Here is an 18,938-nt window from a genome sequence, read left to right on the forward strand (position 1 = left end):
GCGCAGGGTGATCCGCACAGCGTGAACGGTGCGCGGTGCCGGCGCAGGGTGTCGGATCGCGGCGAACTTTGCCAGAATCATAGCCATGGCCGCCTCACAGCTCAGACATCGTCCGCGCACGATCGGTGCGGCGGGCGCGCTCGCCGCGATTCTCGCGCTCGGCCTGCTCACCTCGCCGGCGCAGGCCGAGGAGCTGCCCAGCGGGCCGATGCCGGAGCAGCCCGCCCCGGCCGGGGAGACCGGATCGCCGGAGACCGGTGATGAGACGGGGGACGCGGAGCCGGGCCTCGACGAGTCGGGTCGCGAGGATCCGGATCCCGGCTCTGATGCGCCGCGTCGGGATCCGGTGCCCTCGGATTCCGTGCCGTCGGATTCGGAAGCCGCGCCGCGCGCCGCAGCGCCGTCTCCGCTGACCGCGCAGGCCGCGATCCCGCCCCGCTTCATCGACGTGAAGCCGGGGCAGAAGTTCTACCGCGAGATCGAGTGGATGCGCACCTCGGGCCTCTCCACCGGCGTCCGCACCCCGGGCGGGCCGGCCTACATGCCGAAGGACAACCTGTCGCGCGAGGCGATGGCGGCGTTCCTCTACCGCAAGGCGAATCCGAAGAACTACACGCCGCCGAAGACGTCCCCGTTCATCGACGTGCCCACGACGCACAAGTTCTACCGCGAGATCGCGTGGATGCGGCAGAAGGGCCTCAGCACCGGCGTCTCCACGCCGCGCGGGCGCGAGTACCGCCCCAGCGAGCGGCTGCGGCTGTCGCGCGAGGCGATGGCGGCGTTCCTCTACCGCAGCACGAAGCCGAAGAACTTCACGCCGCCGAAGACCTCGCCGTTCCTCGACCTGCCGACGGGCCACAAGTTCTACCGGGAGGTCACCTGGATGGCGACCGGCCTGACCACGGGCACCTGCACGCCGCGCGGGCGCGAGTACCTGCCGGGCGGCAAGCTGACCCGCGAGGCGATGGCGGCCTTCATGTACCGTAGCGCGAAGGGCGTCAAGGTCAAGCTCAACTCGTGCACGCGACCCGACCTCAACAGCCCCGCGTCGATCACGGTCGTCGTGAACAAGCAGCGGCCGCTGTCACCGATCCGCTGGGCACCGGGAGACCTGGTGATCCCAGCGGGCATCCCCAACACCAACGGCCAGCCGGTGCGCGCGAAGACCGCGCAGGCGCTGCAGAGCATGAACGCTGCCATGCGTGCTGAGATCGGCCGCGGCTTCATCATCACGAGCGGCTTCCGCAGCTACGACTACCAGGCGCAGCTCTTCAACAACTACGTCGCCCGCGACGGGCTGGCCGCCGCCGAGAGCTACTCGGCCCGGCCGGGGCACTCCGAGCACCAGACCGGCCTCGCGGTCGACCTCGACGACGGGATGGGTTGCAGCTTCCAGGGGTGCTTCGGCGTTTCGGCGGTCGGCCAGTGGCTGCGCCACAACGCGTACCGATTCGGCTTCATCCTGCGCTACGACAGCGGTCAGCAGCACATCGTCGGCTACATCTACGAGCCGTGGCACTTCCGCTATGTCGGCACCGCCGTCGCGAAGGACATGCGGGCGCGCGGCTACGTCAACCTCGAGTCGTACTTCCAGCTGCCGCCGGCGCCGCGCTACTGAACGGCCGGAAACACGAAGTCCCCGGGTCGTCGACGACCCGGGGACTTCGTTGCGGCGTGTCAGCGCCGGCTGTCGAGGCTCGGCAGGATGCCGAAGGCGAACCAGAGGCCGAAGGCGTCGGCGAGCACGCCCGCCGCGAACCACCAGATGCCGAAATCGGGGCTGCTGAAGGCGTGTCCCATCAGGTAGAAGCCGCCGAAGACCATCACGATCGCGAAGAGGAACGCGAGCACCGTTCCCGCCGATGCCCGGGGCGTCGGCGTCGGCGCGAACAGCGGTCGGGATCGGGACGCCCCGTCGCTCTGGCCGTGGCTGGCGTCACTGGAGAGGTGCGTCTCGGGCATATCGATCCTTCGCTGGCTGTTCGAGTCTGGTCACTGAGGTGCTCTCTAAATGATAGGCGAAGCGGTGAAGTCCGGGAAAACGGGAACCGCAGCACCGCCGGAGCGGTGAGACGACGGCTCCCGGCCCCGCTTCCGCCGCGACTCGCGCGAGCCGGCCGCGGGGCGGGCGAAGCGGATCCGCGACCTCGCCGCCCGGCCTCAGTGATCGCCGCCGAGACGGTGCTAGCGTATGCGTGGACCATACTGGCCTGAGGGGAGTCCGGATATGCGGAAGCGGAGAACGGGAACGGCGGAGCGTCTCATCGGCGCGTTCGGGGCCGTCGTCTTCGCGGCGGCGCTGCTGATCGGCGGGCCGACGGGCGCGACTCCGGCTCAGGCGCTCGACCTGCCGACCTGGGACGATGTGCAGGCGGCGAAGCAGAACGAGGCCTCCGCCGCCAAGAAGGTGACCGAGATCGAGGGGCTCCTCGCCGCGAGTGCGGTGGAACTCGATCGCCTGCGCAACCTCCACAGCGAGGCCGTCGTGGAGTGGCAGCAGGCCGAGGCGGCGCTCACGAAGGCGGCGGAGAAGGCGGAGAACCTGTCCGCCCAGGCGGAGGCGAGCCGCGGGGAGGCCGATGAGGCCGCCGATCGCGCGGGCGCGCTGGTCGCGCAGATGTACCGCTCCGGCGGGGTCGACCGGAGCGTCGAACTCTTCCTCGACGCCGACGAGAGCACCGCGGACGCACTCCTCGACCGGATGGCGTCGATGTCGAAGGCCACGGAGCGCAACACGCAGCTGTCCGAAGAGGCCGAGCAGGCGGCGAACACCGCGGACGCGCTGACGCAGCAGGCCGAAGCGGCCGCGGCGGAGCGCGAGGTGCTGCGGCAGGAGGCGAAGCAGAAGGAAGAGGCGGCCGCGCAGGCGGCCACGACGCAGGGCGAACTGGTCCGGCAGCAGGAGGCTCAGCAGGAGACCCTGCAGGCCCAGCTCGCAGCGCTCAAGGACACCACGACGAAGACCGTCGAGGGATATGAGGAGCGTCTCCGGATCGAGGAAGAGCGGCGTCGAGCCGAGGCGGAGCGCCTGCGGAAGGAAGCCGAACGTCTGCAGCGGGAGGCCGAGGAGCGCGCCCGTCAGGAGCGGGAACAGGGCAACGGCGGTGGCGGCGGTGGTGGCGGCGGCGGTGGCGGCGGTGGCGGCACCAGCAACCCCGGCAACGGTGGCGGCGGCTGGACGCGGCCGACCTCGGGATACTACGTCTCCGAGGGATTCCGTCCGCCCGGACGCCCCAATCACACCGGGATCGACCTCGCCACCGGGTGCGGAACCCCGATCGTCGCGGCCGCGTCGGGTACGGTCCGCATGACCTACTGGGACGGCGGCGGTGGCGGCAACATGGTCACGGTCAACCACGCCAGCGGCTGGCAGACCCGCTACGCGCACATGATCGGCTGGGCGGTCGTCTCGCCGGGACAGTACGTGAACGCCGGCCAGGTGCTCGGATACGTCGGCAACACGGGTATGAGCACCGGATGCCACCTGCACTTCGAGATGCGTCCCAACCAGGACGACGGCTGGTATGACTTCGTGAACCCGGCGTTCTACATCAACTTCTGAGCCGGACACCGCGGAGAAACGAGAACGGGTTCGGGATCATCGCGATCCCGAACCCGTTTCCCGTTGCGGCCGTTCCCATCGGTGGCCGCTGCGCCTCAGCGCCGACTGGCGAGGCGCTGGCGCGCCTCAGTGCTGACTGGCGAAGCGCTGGCGCGCCTCAGTGCTGATCTGCGAGGCGCTGCTGCCTGCGGGACGCTCGTTCCTCGCATCCCGCATCCGCCTCAGTGCTGATCTGCGAGGCGCTGCTGCGCCTCGATGATGAGCTGCTCCGCATCGGCGGCCGAACCCCAGGCGTCGACCTTGACCCACTTGCCGGGCTCGAGGTCCTTGTAGTGCTCGAAGAAGTGCTCGATCTCCTTGCGGGTGTACTCCGGGATGTCGGCGACGTCCTGGATGTGGGCCCAGCGCGGATCCTTCTGCTGCACCGCGATGACCTTGTCGTCGCCGCCCGCCTCGTCGCTCATCTTGAGCACGCCGACGGGGCGCACCTTGACGCCGACGCCGGGGAACACGGGGTAGTCGAGCAGCACGAGCACGTCGAGCGGATCGCCGTCCTCACCGAGGGTCTCCTCGAAGAAGCCGTAGTCGGTGGGGTAGACGAAGCCGGTGTAGAGCACCCGGTCGAGATACACGCGACCGGTCTCGTGGTCCACCTCGTACTTGTTGCGGCTCCCCTTCGGGATCTCGATGACGGCGTCGAATGCTGCGGCCATGCGCGCTCCTCTTTCTCTTCGATCGAGGCGGCGTTCAGTGCGCCGGCCTCCGTGTGCGTTGCCGGTCTAAGGGTACCCGACGCCCCGGAGCGCGTCCGAGGCGCGTCCGGGGCGCGTCCGGGGCGCTCGCGGTGACGGCGGCACGGTAGCGTGGTGGGCATGGTGCAGCGCGCGTTGCTCGAGACCCGGCTGGCGGTGCGACGCTCGCTCGCCGGGTGGTCGCAGACGCCCGCGGGCGCGGGCGGAGGATCCGCCGCCGGGACCGCCGGAGCGTCCGCCGCGCCGCGCCACGGCGCGCCGCCGCTCGTCCTGGTCGCACTGTCGGGCGGGGCCGACTCGCTGGCCCTCGCCGCGGCGGCGGCGTACGAGGCCCCCCGGGCGGAGATCCGGGCGGGCGCGGTGATCGTGGACCACGGGCTGCAGGCGGGGTCGGCGGACGTGGCGGCCCGGGCGGCGGAGCAGGCCGAGGATCTCGGGCTGGATCCGGTGGTGGTGCGCCGCGTCGAGGTGGCTCGGGATCGGGGCGACGGCCCGGAATCCGCGGCGCGCGACGCGCGGTACGCGGCGTTCGCCGAGGCCGCCGCCGCAGTCGGCGCCGCCGCGGTGCTCACCGCGCACACCCGCGACGACCAGGCCGAGCAGGTGCTGCTCGGCATCGCCAGGGGCTCGGGATCCCGCAGTCTCGCCGGGATTCCGCGACTGCGCGAGCTCGCCGCAACCGGGCCCGGGACCGGAGCGGTGATCCTGCGCCCGTTCCTGGGGGAGCGGCCCGCGGTGACCCGCGCCATCACGGAGGACGCCTGCGCCGAGCAGGGGCTCGAGCCCTGGCACGACCCGCACAACGACGACCCCGCCTATACCCGGGTGCGGGTGCGGCGGAGCGTGCTGCCCGTGCTGGAGCGGGAGCTGGGGCCGGGCGTCGCGGAGTCCCTCGCCCGCACGGCCGACCTCGCCCGCGAGGACGCCGACGCGCTCGACGCCCTGGCCGCGGAGACGCTCGAGGAGATCGTGGAGCACGCCGAGGCGGGGATCGCGGTGTCGCTCGCGGCGCTCGCGGCGAACCCGCCCGCGCTGCGGTACCGCATCATCCGGGCGGTGGCGCGCGCCGAGTTCGGCGCGCAGCTCAGCCGCGAGCACACGCTCGCCGTCGCGGAGCTCGTGACCTCCTGGCGGGGGCAGGGGCCCATCGACGTGCCGGGAGCGTCGGTGCGGCGGGAGCGCGGCCGGCTCGTGTTCACGGCTCGTGCCGAGCGGCGCTGAGCCGCGATCCCGAGCTGCGTTCCCGAGCTTTTGCACCTCTGGCAGAGAAATGCGGAGTCTCAGATGGCTGCTTCCGCGACGTGGAAGCAGCCATCTGAGACTCCGCGTTCTCGTGGCGAGCCGTGAGCGCGCGCCGACATCGAGGGGGCGCGGTGCTGCCGGACCCGTGTCGCCGCGGCCGCCGAGCAGTGGAAGAATGGACGGCATGGACGCGAAATACCTGGGTGATGATCTCTCCGCCGTACTGCATACCGAGGCCGAACTGCACGCCCGGCTCGCCGAGATGGCTCGCGAGATCGAGGCGGACTACGCCGACGAGCCCCCGCTGCTGGTCGGCGTGCTCAAGGGCGCGGTCATGGTGATGGCCGACCTGGCGCGCGAGCTGCGATTCCACGCGCAGATGGACTGGATGGCGGTGTCGTCGTACGGCGCGGGCACCAAGTCGAGCGGCGTGGTGAAGATCCTCAAGGATCTCGACGCCGACATCACCGGCCGCGACGTGCTGATCGTCGAGGACATCATCGACTCGGGCCTCACGCTGCACTGGCTCAAGGAGAACCTCGAGAGCCGCGGCGCGAAGTCGGTGCGCATCTGCACCATGCTGCGCAAGCCCGAGGCGCTCAAGGTCGAGGTCGACGTGGCGTACGTCGGCTTCGACATCCCGGTGGAGTTCGTGGTGGGCTACGGCCTCGACTACGCGGAGGACTACCGCAATCTGCGCGACGTCGCGGTGCTCGCGCCCCATGTCTACAGCGGCGAGTAGCACGTAGCCCGGCATCGGGCGCGCCCCGGCCCGCGCGGCCGGAGCGCGTCGCCGGAGCGGCGGAGTGCGCCGTGAGCGGACAAGACCACTCGGCACAGTGCGATGTCAGAGGCATTGGCTACGCTTGCTTGTGCCGCGAGAACCCGGCACGCCCGTTTCGAAAGGCCCCGACTTGGCAGAGAATTCAACGAAGAGCACGAAGAGCACGTCGAAGAACAGGAAGCTGTTCCGCGGCCCGCTGCTCTACCTGATCCTCGCGCCGTTGATCGTGCTGCTCGGCTGGTCGCTGCTCTCGGGCGGCGACACCCGCGAGGTGCCCACCGAGCAGGGCATGGAGATGATCACGTCGGGCAAGGCCAAAGAGGCCGAGATCATCGACGGGGATCAGCGGGTCAACCTGACGCTCACCGATGCCGACAAGGATACCGGCACCGACCAGGTGTTCTTCTACTACGTCTCGCAGCGCGGCACCGACGTGGTGCAGGCGGTCAACGAGGCCGAGCTGGAAGACGGCTTCACCGACAAGGTGCCGCAGCCGAACCCGCTGTGGTCGCTGCTCGGCTTCCTGCTGCCGCTGCTGCTCATCGGCCTGCTGCTGTGGTGGATGCTCTCCTCCATGCAGGGCGGCGGTCGCGGTGTGATGCAGTTCGGCAAGAACAAGGCCAAGCTCGTGTCGAAGGACATGCCGCAGGTCACCTTCGCCGACGTCGCGGGCGCCGACGAAGCGGTGGAGGAACTGCACGAGATCAAGGACTTCCTGCAGGACGCATCGCGGTTCCAGGCGGTCGGCGCACGCATCCCGAAGGGCGTGCTGCTCTACGGCCCGCCCGGCACCGGCAAGACGCTGCTGGCGCGAGCGGTCGCGGGCGAGGCCGGCGTGCCGTTCTACTCGATCTCGGGATCCGACTTCGTCGAGATGTTCGTCGGCGTCGGGGCGAGCCGCGTGCGCGACCTCTTCAAGGAGGCCAAGGCCAACTCGCCCGCCATCATCTTCGTCGATGAGATCGACGCCGTCGGCCAGCGCCGCGGCCAGGGAATGGGCGGCGGCCATGACGAGCGCGAGCAGACGCTCAACCAGCTGCTCGTCGAGATGGACGGCTTCGACCCCAAGACCAACGTCATCATGATCGCGGCCACCAACCGGCCCGACATGCTCGACCCCGCGCTGCTCCGCCCCGGTCGCTTCGACCGCCAGATCGGCGTCGACGCCCCCGACATGCCCGGCCGGCTCAAGATCCTGCAGGTGCACGCCAAGGGCAAGCCGCTCTCCCAGAACGTCGACCTCGACGTCGTCGCCCGCAAGACGCCCGGCTTCTCGGGTGCCGACCTGGCGAACGTGCTCAACGAGGCCGCGCTGCTCACCGCGCGGTCGAACGCGCAGCTCATCGACAACCGCGCGCTCGACGAGGCCATCGACCGTGTGATCGCCGGCCCGCAGCGGCGTACGCGCGTGATGAAGGACAAGGAGAAGCTCATCACGGCGTATCACGAGGGCGGACACGCGCTCGTGGCGGCGGGGCTCAACTACACCGATCCGGTGACCAAGATCACGATCCTGCCGCGCGGCCGCGCGCTCGGCTACACGATGGTGATCCCGCTCGAGGACAAGTACTCGGTGACGCGCAACGAGCTGCAGGATCAGCTCGCGTACGCGCTCGGCGGGCGCGTGGCCGAGGAACTGGTGTTCCACGACCCCACCACCGGCGCGGGCAACGATATCGAGAAGGCCACCGGCACCGCGCGCAAGATGGTCACCGAGTACGGGATGTCGGCCACGGTCGGCCCCGTGAAGCTCGGACAGGCGCAGCCGGGGGCGTTCCTGGGAGAGTTCGGGCAGAGCCGCGACTACTCCGAGGGGATCGCCGAGACCATCGACGTCGAGGTGCGCGCGCTGCTCGAGCAGGCCCACAACGAGGCGTACGAGGTGCTCGTCAAGAACCGCGACATCCTCGACGCGCTCGCGCGCGAGCTGCTCGAGAAGGAGACGCTCGACCACATCCAGATCGCCGAGATCTTCCGCGACGTCGAGAAGCTCCCCGAGCGGCCGACCTGGCTGTCGCATGACGATCGCCCGGTGTCGAACCGCCCGCCCATCGACGTCCCCGCCGATGTGCGCACCGACGGGGTCTCCGCCGCCGACGCGGATGCGGCGCCGGCTGCGTCCCCGGCGCCCGGTGCGGAGTCCGGATCCGACGCCGACGGGGATGGTTCGGGGGCCTCCGCGACCGCTGCCGAGACGGACTCCGGGCAGAGCGCTCAGGGCGAGCCGACGGCTCCGGCCCCTCCGAGCGCTCCGGCGGCCTCGCCCGAGCCGCTCGCTCCGGGCCAGACGAGCCAGCCCCCTCGCAACCTGGGCGTGCGCGACGCGGACGACCGCGACGACCGGTAGCGCCCATGGGAGAGACCGTTGACCGCGAGCGCATCGCAGCGGCGGTGCGCGAGCTGCTGAGCGCGATCGGCTCCGATCCCGACAGCCCGGAGCTCGCGAGCACCCCGTTCCGCGTCGCCGAGGCGTACGCCGAGTTCTTCTCGGGCGTGGGGCAGGATGCGACACGACTGCTGTCGGATTCCGTTCCCGTGGGATCCGACACCGGCGAGCTGGTGCTGGTGCGGGACATTGTGCTGCGCTCGGTGTGCGAGCATCACCTGCTGCCCTTCCGCGGGCGTGCCCACGTGGCCTACCGACCGGATGCCCGGGTGGTGGGGCTCAGCGCGATCCCGCGCGTGGTCGAGGTGCTCGCGGCTCGACCGCAGGTGCAGGAGCGGCTCGGCGAGCAGATCGCTCAGACCATCGAGGACGGGCTCGCGCCCAGGGGCGTACTCGTGGTGCTGGAGGCGAGTCACGGTTGCGTCGCCGATCGCGGCGTGCGGCAGACCGAGGCGCTGGCGATCACCGTGGCATCGCGCGGCAGCCTCAGCGACCCGGCGGAACAGGCCGGGGTGTTCGCGCTGCTCGGCGGCGAGAGCGCGAGGTCGGCTCGTGGGTGACGTCGTCGCGAACCCGATTCGGATCGAGTCGGGCGCGTGCGTCGTGATGGGTGTGCTCAATGTCACGCCCGACTCCTTCAGCGACGGCGGCCGATTCGACTCGCGCGAGCGCGCCGTCGCCCGCGGCCTCGAACTCGTGGCGCAGGGCGCCGACATCGTCGACGTCGGCGGCGAATCGACCCGGCCCGGAGCCGATCCCGTGCCCCCGCACGAGGAGCAGCGCCGGGTGATCGGGGCGATCGAGGATCTGGCCGGGCGAGGCATCGCGGTGTCCATTGACACCATCCACGCCGCCACCGCGGCAGCGGCCGTCGCGGCGGGCGCCCGCTTCATCAACGACGTGTCCGGCGGCTCCCACGATCCCGAGATGCTGCGTGTCGCGGCCCGATCGAGCCGGGATCACGGAGTCGGTTTCATCGCGGGACACTGGCGGGGCATCCCCGACCCCGCGCACCAGCGCTCCGACTACGCCGACGTCGTCGCAGAGGTGCGCGACGCGCTCGCGTTGCGCGCCCGTGAGGCGGTCCGAGCCGGCGTCGATCCCGCGCACATCGTGCTCGACCCCGGCCTCGGCTTCGATAAGACGGGCGACCAGAGCTGGGCGCTGCTCGCTCACCTCGACGCGCTCCTCGCGCTCGGGTACCCGGTGCTCGTCGGCGCGTCGCGCAAGCGCATGATCGCCGACGCGCTCGCGGAACTGCCGCAAGCAGCTCGCGCGACGCACGCGGCGGATGGCGTGCACGAGCGCGACCTGGCGACGTCGGTGACGAGCGCGCTCGCCGCCGGAGCCGGGGCCTGGGGGGTGCGCGTGCACGACGTCGCCGGGACCGTGCAGGCGCTCGCCGTGGCGCGCAGATTCCAGCGGGGAACGCATCGCGTCTCCGCGACCTCGCCTCTGTCGCCCTCCGCGACCCCACCTCTGTCATCCAGCGCGACGCCCCCTCCGTCATCCTGCGCGACGAAGGAGTCGCAGGATCCAGGCACCGCAGACGCCGCGGCCCCCGCCGCGCACGGCGGGCTGCCGTCCGACCGCATCACCCTGACCGGGCTCGAGGTCTTCGCCCACCACGGCGTGTTCGACTTCGAGCGCGAGCGCGGGCAGCGGTTCATCATCGACGCCGAGGTGGCCGTCGACCTGCACGCCGCGGCTGCGGGGGACCAGCTCGCGCGAACGGTCCACTACGGTGAACTGGCCGAGGCCATCCTCGGGGCGGTGCAGCGCGACCCGGTCGACCTCATCGAGACCGTCGCCGAGCGGGTCGCCGCGGTGGCGCTCGGCTTCGCGGGAGTGCGCAGCGCGACGATCACGGTGCACAAGCCGGACGCCCCGATCGAGGCCGTCTTCTCCGACGTCTCGGTGACCGTGGTGCGGCGGGCGCCGATCCCGGGCGAGGCCCGCAGCCGCGGGATCCGGACCGACACGGAGGACGCAGGGTGATCGCGCAGATCGTGCAGGTGCTCTTCGCCTTCGGCGCCAATCTGGGGGATCGCGGCGAGACGATCCGTGCGGCGCAGCGCGAGCTCGCCGAGGCGTCGGGGATCCGCGGCCTCGTCGCGTCGCCGCTGCGCGAGACCATCGCGCTCACCGAGTCCGGCCCTGATCTCGACGCACCCCGCTATCTCAACGGCGTCGCCGTCGCGGAGACTTCGCTGTCGCCCCACGAACTGCTCGATCTGACGCAGCGCATCGAGGCCGCGCACGGTCGGAGGCGCGATGTGCGCTGGGGGGATCGCACCCTCGACATCGACGTGATCCTCTACGGCGGCCGGGTCATCAAGGACGAGCGCCTCACCGTTCCGCACCCCCGCGCCCACGAGCGGGACTTCGTGCTGTCGCCCTGGCTCGACCTCGATCCCGATGCCGTGCTGATGGGGCACGGGCGCGTGGACGCGCTGCTGGCGCGCCTGGGAGACACGACACGACCGTTCGAGGAGCCCGCCGATGCGCAGGGTTGAGCGCAGCAACCCGCTGCTCGTGCTGGCCGTCGCGGTGGCGGGGGCGGTGCTGGGGATGCTCGTGCAGTTCGCGCTCTCGAACCGCGGCGCACCGCCGTTGGTGCCGCCGCTCTCGCTGCCGGCGTCGCTCGTGCTGATCGCCGCCGTGCTGCTGGTGTTCGGGATCCGGCTGCGACGCGCGCTGCAGAAGGGGCCGGGTGCGGTCAACCCGTTCCAGGCGGTGCGCCTGCTCGCCGCGGCGCGAGCGGGGCAGATCGTCGGTGCGCTGCTCGGCGGCTTCGGCGGCGGACTCGCGATCACGGTGCTCGGGCGCACGGTGCCGGCCCCGCCCCAGACGTGGATCCCCATGCTCCTCGTGCTGCTGGGCGGCGCGGTGCTCGTCGGATGCGCGGTCTACGCCGAGCGCTGCTGTCGCGTCCCGCCGGGCGGCGACGACGCGGAGGACGGCGGACCCGATCCCGAACCCGGGCCCGCTGATCAGACCGCATTCCGCAAGCCCTGAGCATCCGGGGCAGGCGACGTGCCGCCATGGGCGAGGCATACCGCTCAGATCCCGCTCAGATCCCGCTTTCTGCCGCTCCCGGCCCCCGGAACCGGCGAGAAACGGGATCTCGGCCGATCCGGATCCGGCTCACCATCCGAGAGTGGGCCTAGGGTGGGAGACGTGAACGAGGAAGCGACCGAGTACCAGGAATCCGTGCCCGTCGAGGCGAGAGCCGCGGAGGCGAGTGCCGAGGCGAGCATCGCGCCGAACGATGCGTGGCCGACCGGCGGCGCCGAGTGGCAGCGCGTGTCGCCCTCGTACGCCTGGGCGGATCTGTGCCTCAACCTGCTGCTGGTGCTGCTCGTCGGCGCCGCGCTCGTCGTCGTCGTGGTCCTCGGGGGCGAGGAGGTGCCGCCGGCGCCCTACATCATCCTGCCGATCGTGATCGCGGTGCTCATCGTCAACGCGCTGCTGGCCTTCCGCCGTGTGCGCGCGATCGGCTACATCCTGCGCGAGGACGACCTGTTGTTCCGCCGCGGCATCATGTTCGAGCGTGTGATCGCGGTGCCCTACGGCCGGCTGCAACTCGTCGACGTGACCCGCGGGCCGCTGCTGCGGGCGCTCGGTCTCGCGACCCTCAAGTTCGTGACGGCATCGGCGGCCACGGGCGTGCACCTGCCCGGCTTGCGCTTCGAGGATGCCGAGGCGCTGCGGGACCGCCTGGTCGAATTGGCGGAGACGCGGAGGTCGGGTCTGTGACCGACCGGAACGGCGCCGAGGATATCGGTGCCGAGGATACCGGTGCTGAGGATACCGGTGCTGAGGCCGTCAGCGCCGCTGATGCTTCTGCCGCTGCTGCCGCCGCGGGATCCGCCGCCGCTGCGCTCGAACCCGTGACCGAGAGCGTAGTCGAGACCGCGGCCGATGCCGTGCTGCCGGGTACGGCCGACGCCGAGGGGTGGCGGCGGCTGCATCCGCTCTCGCCGCTGCTGCGCGGCGGGCTCGTGCTGCTCGTGATCGCGGGCATCATCGTCGCGAACTTCCGCGACCGCTTCGTCGAGGTGCTCTTCGTCAGCGGGATCCTGCGCGACAACGATCGTGTGGACGTCGACATGTCCGGCGAGGGCGACGTGGTCGACCTGGTCGAGTATCTCGTGGAGGAGGGGCTGGTGCTCGTCGCGCTCGGCATCGCGGCCGCGGCGATCCTGCTGATCGTGTTCTTCTCGTGGATCGCGTGGCGCTTCTCGACCTATCGCATCACGGCCGAGGCGGTCGAGGCTCGGCGCGGAGTGCTCTTCCGCAACCACCGGCGCGCACCGCTCGAGCGTATCCAGAGCGTCAATCTGCAGCGTTCGCTGCTCGCGCGTGCACTGGGGCTCACGAAGATCGAGGTGCTCACCGCGGGCCAAGGCGGCAAGGTCGAGCTCGCCTTCCTCGGACATCGCGACGCCAAGCTCGTGCGGGAGCAGATCATCCGCCGTGCCGCGGCGAAACGGGGCGAACCGGAAATCGCAGCGCCGGCGGCAGTCGACTTCGCGGGCCGGGCCTACGCCGAGGCGAGCGGCAAGCTGGCCGAGCGCGCGCAGGACTTCGCCGATATCGACATCGATCCCGAGGCCGCCGCGACGCAGGCACTGGTGCGGGTTCCGGTGGGGCGTCTCGCGGGAAGCATCGCGCTCAGCTGGGAATCGGTGATCACCGTGCTGATCCTGATCGGCATCGTCGTGGGCGGGGCCGTGCTGGAGCCGGCGCTGATCCTCGGCGTGATCCCGATGCTCATCGTGATGGCCAGCATCACCTTCAGCCAGTTCAACAAGGGTTTCAACTTCTCGCTGTCGAGGGGGCGCGACTCCGTCCGCACGGGATCGGGGCTGACCTCGACCACGACCGAGTCGATTCCGTTCGGCCGTATCCACGCGGTGGAGGCGCGGCAGCCGCTGCTGTGGCGCCCGCTGGGCTGGTGGAAGGTGCGCATCACCACGGCCGGGCACTCGGTGGCACAGGGAGGCCAGAACAGCACGCAGAACGTGGTGCTGCCCGTCGGCGTGGAATCCGACGTGCTGCGCGTCTTCGAGACCCTGCTGCCGGGCCTCGGCGACGACGAGCACGAGATCGCCGGGCTGCGCGACGGACTGTCCGGTGCCGCGAGCGGGTATCTCGGAGCCGGTCCGCGCGCCGGCTGGGTGCTGTGGTGGGGGCGGCGGCGCGCGGGCGTCGACATCGCCGACGCCGAGACGCAGAACGCCACGCTGCGCGTGCGCCGCGGTGCGCTGACCCGCTCGCTCTCGATCATGCCGATCGTGCGCGCGCAGTCGGTGCAGCTGCGCAGGCCGCTGGCGCACCGCTTCCTCGGGCTGGCTTCGCTGCAGGCGCACACCGTGCTCGGGCCGGTGCGCATGGAGATGCGCGGGATCGAGCTCGGCGCCGCGCAGCGGCTGTTCGACGAGCTCGTCTCGGTCGTGCTGCGCGTGCAGGGAGCGGATGCCCGGGGCATCGGAGACCTGAGCGCTGAGGATCGGAGTACCGAGGAGCAGGGTCTCGGGGAGCAGAGCAGGGAAACGGAGGCGACGGAGCCGCCGAGCGCCGATCCGCCGACCGTCGAGCCGGGTGCAGCGCAGTCGAGCACCGGGGAGAGTCCCGCGTGAGCGTCGCGGAGTCGCGCCTCGGTGTCGGTGTGATCGGCGCCGGGCGGGTGGGGCCGGTGCTGGCGCGGGCGCTCGCCGGCGCGGGGCACGCCATTACCGGAATCTCGGCGATCAGCGAGGAGAGCTGGGAGCGCGCCGAGAGCATGCTGCCCGGAGTGCCGATCCTCGATCCCGCGGAGGTGGTGCGCCGCTCCGAACTCGTGCTGTTCGCCATCCCCGGCGCCGAGTTGCCCGGGCTCGTGAGCGGGCTCGCCGCCACCGGGGCGTGGCAGCCGGGTCAGCTCGCCATTCACACCGCCGCCGAGCACGGATACGGCGTCTTCGCGCCGGCGCTCGCCGCTGGCGTGATCCCGCTCGCGCTCCACCCCGCCATCGTGTTCACCGGCACGAGTCTCGACCTGAGCCGACTCTCGGGCGCGACGGTCGCGGTCACCGCGCCCACACCGGTGCTGCCGATCGGCCAGGCGCTCGCCGTCGAGATGGGGGCCGAGCCCGTGGTCGTGGCCGAGGCGGATCGCCCCGCCTACGCCGAGGCGATTGCCGCCGCCGCCGAGTTCTCGCGAGCCGTGGTGCGGCAGGCCGCCGACGCGCTGCGCGCCATCGGAGTCGAGCGCCCCGATCGTGCGGTGGGCGGTGTCGTGCGCGCCGCGATCGAGGAGGAGCTGATCGCGGCCGCGGGCGCGGATCCCGAGCTGCATCTCGATCCCGGCCCGGATCCCGAGCAGGATCCGGGCACCGGCCAGCGCGAGTAGCGGCGCCTTCACCCCGTCATCCTGTGCGGACCTCACCCGTCGCACAGGTGAAAACCAGTAGTGCAGGACGGTTGCGAGGAATTGCTCCTGCATGACGGGGCTTCCCCTGTGCGACGGGTGAGGTCCGCGCAGGGCGGCGGTGGATCGCGTGCGCCCCCGAGTCTTGAGGCCCCCGAGCGGCGGAACCTCTAAGATGGATCGGTACGCCCGAATCCTCGGATCGGGTGCGCGCCGTGCCCACGCGGGCTGGTCGAGCGCAGAGATCCGAATCACAGAATCCGAAACCATCAGAGGAACCCGCCCAGATGAGCGAGCAGACCGCACCCGCCGAGAGCAGCGAGAACGCCGAGGAGATCTTCGAGCAGAAGCGCGTGCGCCTGGAGAAGCGCGAGAAGCTGAACGCTCAGGCCGACCTGGCGGGCGGCGCCTACCCGGTGTCGGTGCCCGTCACCACCACCATCCCCGCGGTGCGCGCCAAGTGGGCGCACCTCGAGGAGGTGCCCGACAGTCCCTCCGGCGAGACCGTGGGCATCGCGGGCCGCGTCGTCTTCCAGCGCAACACCGGCAAGCTCTGCTTCGCCTCGCTGCAGGCCGGCGACGGTACCCGCATCCAGGCGATGGTGAGCCTCGCCGAGGTGGGCGAGGAGTCGCTCGCCCAGTACAAGGAGCTCGTCGATCTGGGCGACCACCTCTTCGTGAGCGGCGAGGTCGTCTCGAGCCGTCGCGGTGAGCTGTCCGTGATGGTGAAGGAGTGGCGGATCGCGGCCAAGGCGCTCGCCCCGCTGCCCAACATGTACGCGGAGCTGAACGAGGAGACCCGGGTGCGCCAGCGCTACCTCGACCTCATCCAGCGCGAGCAGGCCCGCACCAACGTCGTCACCCGTGCCCGCACCATGGCGAGCCTGCGCCGCACCTTCGCCGAGCGCGACTTCATCGAGGTCGAGACCCCGATGCTGCAGACCATGCACGGCGGCGCGTCGGCCCGCCCGTTCGTGACGCGCTCGAACGCGTTCGACACCGAGCTGTACCTGCGCATCGCCCCCGAGCTGTACCTCAAGCGCGCGGCGGTCGGCGGACTCGAGCGCGTCTTCGAGATCAACCGCAACTTCCGCAACGAGGGCGCCGACTCCACTCACAGCCCCGAGTTCGCGATGCTCGAGGCCTACCAGGCCTACAGCGACTACAACGGCATTGCCGACCTGACGCAGGCTCTCGTGCAGAACGCCGCGCTCGCCGCGAACGCCGGCACCGAGCGCGAGGGATCCCACGTCGTCGAGTGGGCCGACGGCACCCTCTTCGACCTGGGCGGCGACTGGGACCGCATCTCGATGTACGGCACGCTCTCGGAAGCCGCCGGGCGCGAGATCACCCCTGAGACGCCGGTCGAGGATCTGCAGGCCATCGCCGACGCCGAGGGCGTCGAGGTGCACCTGCCCAATCACGGCAAGCTCGTCGAAGAGCTCTGGGAGCACTTCGTGAAGGGCGGGCTCACCCGACCCACCTTCGTCATGGACTTCCCGGTCGAGACGAGCCCGCTCACCCGCCACCACCGCTCGATCCCGGGTGTCGTGGAGAAGTGGGATCTCTACGTGCGCGGCTTCGAGCTCGCCACGGGCTACTCCGAACTCGTGGACCCCGTGGTGCAGCGCGAGCGCTTCGTGCAGCAGGCCGCCGAGGCGGCCCGCGGCGACGACGAGGCCATGCCCATCGACGAGGACTTCCTGCGCGCGCTCGAGCACGCCATGCCGCCGTCGGGAGGGATGGGGATGGGGATGGATCGCCTCCTCATGGCGCTGACCGGCCTCGGCATCCGCGAGACGATCCTCTTCCCGCTCGTGAAGTAGCTTGCGCGGCGGGGCGTGCGCAGCGCCCCGGGCTTGGACAGGGGACCCCGGCGCGTCGCAAGCGCCGCGCCAACCCTGATGCGCCCAGGACACTGCGCACACCCCGCCGCTCTACTCGTGCGCGGTCGAGCGTGTCGCGGGATCCCAGGAACCCTGGGGGTAGAGGCGGGTAGACTTGGGGCACTATGGACAACTGGTGGCTGAACGCGGTGTGGTCGCTGACCCCGACCGTACTGATCGGGCTCTTCTTCTGGCTTGTGCTGCGCCTGATCCTCCGCGCCGACCGCACCGAGAGGCGCGTCTACCAGCAGATCGAGAACGAGGAGCGCGCGAAGGCCGGTCTTCCGGCGCGCGACGAACTCTGACCTGCCCTTTCTCCCGATAGAGTGAGTGCAGCCGCTCGGCTGCACCGCTCGATCGCGCCGGAGGAAGGGAAGCGTCGTGGATCTCAGCTGGCTCCAGGTCAACTGGCCCTACGTCTGGACGCTGTCGTTCTTCATCATCGACAACGTGATCCGGATCGTCGCCCTCTTCGTCGTCCCCCGCAATCGCCGCCCGACAGCCGGAATGGCCTGGCTCATGGCCATCTTCCTGCTGCCGGTGCCGGGCCTCCTGCTCTTCCTGATCATCGGGAGCAAACGTCTGCCGCGTAAGCGCGAGCAGAAGCAGGAGGCGATCAACCACTTCGTCGCTCAGATCGCGGAGCGCGAGGAGCGCAGCCTCGTCACCCCGGAGGATCGCCTCAGCCCGGGCCTCGACAACGCCGTGAAACTGGGGCGCTCGCTCGGCGCGCAGCCGATGCTGCGCGGCAACGCGGCATCGGTCACCATCGACTACGAGGAATCGTTCGAGCGCATGGCCGAGGCGATCCGCGGTGCGCAGGAGTACGTGCACATCGAGTTCTACATCCTCGTGCACGACGACTCGACCGATGACGTGTTCGCGGCCATGCGCGAGGCGGCGGCGCGCGGCGTGCAGGTGCGCGTGCTGCTCGATCACGTCTCGGCGGTGCGCAACCCGGGGGCCAAGCGCACGGCTCGCAGCCTCACCGAGATGGGGGCCGACTGGGCCTACATGCTGCCGGTGCGGCCGTGGCGGGGAGAATATCAGCGGCCGGATCTGCGCAACCACCGCAAGCTCATCGTCGTCGACGGGCGCGTCGGGTTCATGGGGTCGCAGAACCTCGTCGACTCGAGCTACAACAAGCCGTCGAACCGCCGCAGAGGTCTGCACTGGAAAGACCTCATGGTGCGGGTGGAGGGGCCGATCGTGCTCGGCTTGGAGGCGGTGTTCCAGGGCGACTGGTATCTGGAGACCGGCGAGTACCTGACCCACCTCTCCGAGGCGGCGCTCGAGGCGAACCGGCCGGGGGAGCTCGACTGCCAGATCGTGCCCAGCGGACCCGGGTACGCGGGCGAGAACAACCTGCAGGTGTTCGTCGCGCTGCTGTACACGGCGCAGCGCCGCATCAGCATCACGAGCCCGTACTTCGTGCCGGACGGCTCGATCATGAACGCGCTGCGGGCCGCGACGGCGCGGGGCGTCGACGTCGAGCTCTTCGTCTCGGAGACCGGAGATCAGGCCGTGGTCTACCACGCGCAGCGCTCGTATTACGAGGAGCTGCTGCGCGCGGGCGTGCGCATCTGGATGTTCCGACCGCCCTACATCCTGCACTCGAAGCACTTCACGGTCGACGACGAGGTCGCCGTGGTGGGGTCGTCGAACATGGATCAGCGATCGTTCGGGCTCAACATGGAGATCTCGATGGTGGTGCACGGACGCCGCTTCATCGAGGATCTCGACGAGGTGAGCGACTACTACCGCGCGAATTCGCGGGAGCTGACGCTCGAGGAGTGGCTCAAACAGCCGCTCAGGTCGCAGCTGCTCGACGGCCTCGCGCGCCTCACCTCGGCTCTGCAGTAGCTCCGGTTCTCGGGCCCGCAGTGCGGCACCTCGGAGGTCTCTGGGGCG

Annotated in this window: 16 protein-coding genes and 1 pseudogene; 15 read left to right on the forward strand and 2 right to left on the reverse strand. The window is 70.8% G+C overall.

Features of this window, described 5'->3' with window-relative positions; all coding sequences use genetic code 11:
• The first annotated feature begins 85 nt into the window (after nt 1-85).
• A complete protein-coding gene (locus AMS65_RS03735) occupies nt 86-1,618 on the forward strand; it encodes a M15 family metallopeptidase (RefSeq protein WP_053382815.1) in 1,533 nt (510 codons plus the stop codon).
• Nucleotides 1,619-1,677: 59 nt separating this feature from the next.
• Here the strand turns inward: AMS65_RS03735 and AMS65_RS03740 are convergent, their stop codons facing one another.
• Complete coding sequence (locus AMS65_RS03740; protein WP_053382816.1) at nt 1,678-1,962, reverse strand: ECF transporter S component family protein; 285 nt, start codon at nt 1,960-1,962, stop codon at nt 1,678-1,680.
• A gap of 265 nt (nt 1,963-2,227) precedes the next feature.
• Here AMS65_RS03740 and AMS65_RS03745 point away from each other — a divergent pair, with 265 nt between their 5' ends.
• The gene (locus AMS65_RS03745) at nt 2,228-3,562 is read left to right on the forward strand and encodes a M23 family metallopeptidase (RefSeq protein ID WP_053382817.1); all 1,335 of its coding nucleotides are present in this window, start codon (nt 2,228-2,230) and stop codon (nt 3,560-3,562) included.
• A 221-nt stretch (nt 3,563-3,783) separates the two neighbouring features.
• On the opposite strand, the pseudogene ppa reads toward AMS65_RS03745, so the two are convergent.
• Nucleotides 3,784-4,281: pseudogene (gene ppa, locus AMS65_RS03750) on the reverse strand (inorganic diphosphatase); the annotation flags it as partial.
• 153 nt (nt 4,282-4,434) lie between these two features.
• Between ppa and tilS the strand changes: the two are divergent.
• The 13 genes from tilS to cls all read left to right on the forward strand — a co-directional run bounded on the left by tilS (nt 4,435) and on the right by cls (nt 18,890).
• Nucleotides 4,435-5,535: a tRNA lysidine(34) synthetase TilS gene (gene tilS / locus AMS65_RS03755; RefSeq protein ID WP_053382819.1), complete on the forward strand. Its 1,101-nt coding sequence runs from the start codon at nt 4,435-4,437 to the stop codon at nt 5,533-5,535.
• Between the two features lie 205 nt (nt 5,536-5,740).
• Nucleotides 5,741-6,298, forward strand: coding sequence for a hypoxanthine phosphoribosyltransferase (hpt, locus tag AMS65_RS03760; protein WP_053382904.1), 558 nt, complete (start codon nt 5,741-5,743; stop codon nt 6,296-6,298).
• Between the two features lie 172 nt (nt 6,299-6,470).
• Nucleotides 6,471-8,687, forward strand: coding sequence for an ATP-dependent zinc metalloprotease FtsH (ftsH, locus tag AMS65_RS03765; protein ID WP_053382820.1), 2,217 nt, complete (start codon nt 6,471-6,473; stop codon nt 8,685-8,687).
• A 5-nt stretch (nt 8,688-8,692) separates the two neighbouring features.
• Nucleotides 8,693-9,286, forward strand: a complete 594-nt coding sequence (folE, locus tag AMS65_RS03770; protein ID WP_053382821.1) for a GTP cyclohydrolase I — start codon at nt 8,693-8,695, stop codon at nt 9,284-9,286.
• The gene (gene folP / locus AMS65_RS18645) at nt 9,279-10,724 is read left to right on the forward strand and encodes a dihydropteroate synthase (protein ID WP_075200822.1); all 1,446 of its coding nucleotides are present in this window, start codon (nt 9,279-9,281) and stop codon (nt 10,722-10,724) included. The genes folE and folP overlap by 8 nt, the downstream gene beginning before the upstream one ends.
• Entirely contained in the window at nt 10,721-11,242 is a 522-nt protein-coding gene (folK, locus tag AMS65_RS03780; RefSeq protein ID WP_053382822.1) for a 2-amino-4-hydroxy-6-hydroxymethyldihydropteridine diphosphokinase, read from the forward strand. Before folP ends, folK begins: the two co-directional genes overlap by 4 nt.
• On the forward strand, nt 11,229-11,744 hold the full coding sequence (locus AMS65_RS03785; RefSeq protein WP_053382823.1) for a DUF3180 family protein: 516 nt from the start codon (nt 11,229-11,231) through the stop codon (nt 11,742-11,744). The genes folK and AMS65_RS03785 overlap by 14 nt, the downstream gene beginning before the upstream one ends.
• A gap of 162 nt (nt 11,745-11,906) precedes the next feature.
• Nucleotides 11,907-12,485, forward strand: a complete 579-nt coding sequence (locus tag AMS65_RS03790) for a PH domain-containing protein (protein ID WP_394324716.1) — start codon at nt 11,907-11,909, stop codon at nt 12,483-12,485.
• Nucleotides 12,482-14,371, forward strand: coding sequence for a PH domain-containing protein (locus AMS65_RS03795; RefSeq protein ID WP_053382824.1), 1,890 nt, complete (start codon nt 12,482-12,484; stop codon nt 14,369-14,371). Before AMS65_RS03790 ends, AMS65_RS03795 begins: the two co-directional genes overlap by 4 nt.
• The gene (locus AMS65_RS03800) at nt 14,368-15,123 is read left to right on the forward strand and encodes a Rossmann-like and DUF2520 domain-containing protein (RefSeq protein ID WP_053382825.1); all 756 of its coding nucleotides are present in this window, start codon (nt 14,368-14,370) and stop codon (nt 15,121-15,123) included. The genes AMS65_RS03795 and AMS65_RS03800 overlap by 4 nt, the downstream gene beginning before the upstream one ends.
• A gap of 305 nt (nt 15,124-15,428) precedes the next feature.
• On the forward strand, nt 15,429-16,967 hold the full coding sequence (gene lysS / locus AMS65_RS03805; protein ID WP_053382826.1) for a lysine--tRNA ligase: 1,539 nt from the start codon (nt 15,429-15,431) through the stop codon (nt 16,965-16,967).
• A gap of 185 nt (nt 16,968-17,152) precedes the next feature.
• Nucleotides 17,153-17,332: a hypothetical protein gene (locus AMS65_RS03810; protein ID WP_053382827.1), complete on the forward strand. Its 180-nt coding sequence runs from the start codon at nt 17,153-17,155 to the stop codon at nt 17,330-17,332.
• Between the two features lie 76 nt (nt 17,333-17,408).
• Complete coding sequence (gene cls / locus AMS65_RS03815; RefSeq protein WP_053382828.1) at nt 17,409-18,890, forward strand: cardiolipin synthase; 1,482 nt, start codon at nt 17,409-17,411, stop codon at nt 18,888-18,890.
• Nucleotides 18,891-18,938: the final 48 nt, after the last annotated feature.

Source organism: Leucobacter celer subsp. astrifaciens, assembly GCF_001273835.1.
Classification (GTDB): domain Bacteria; phylum Actinomycetota; class Actinomycetes; order Actinomycetales; family Microbacteriaceae; genus Leucobacter; species Leucobacter celer.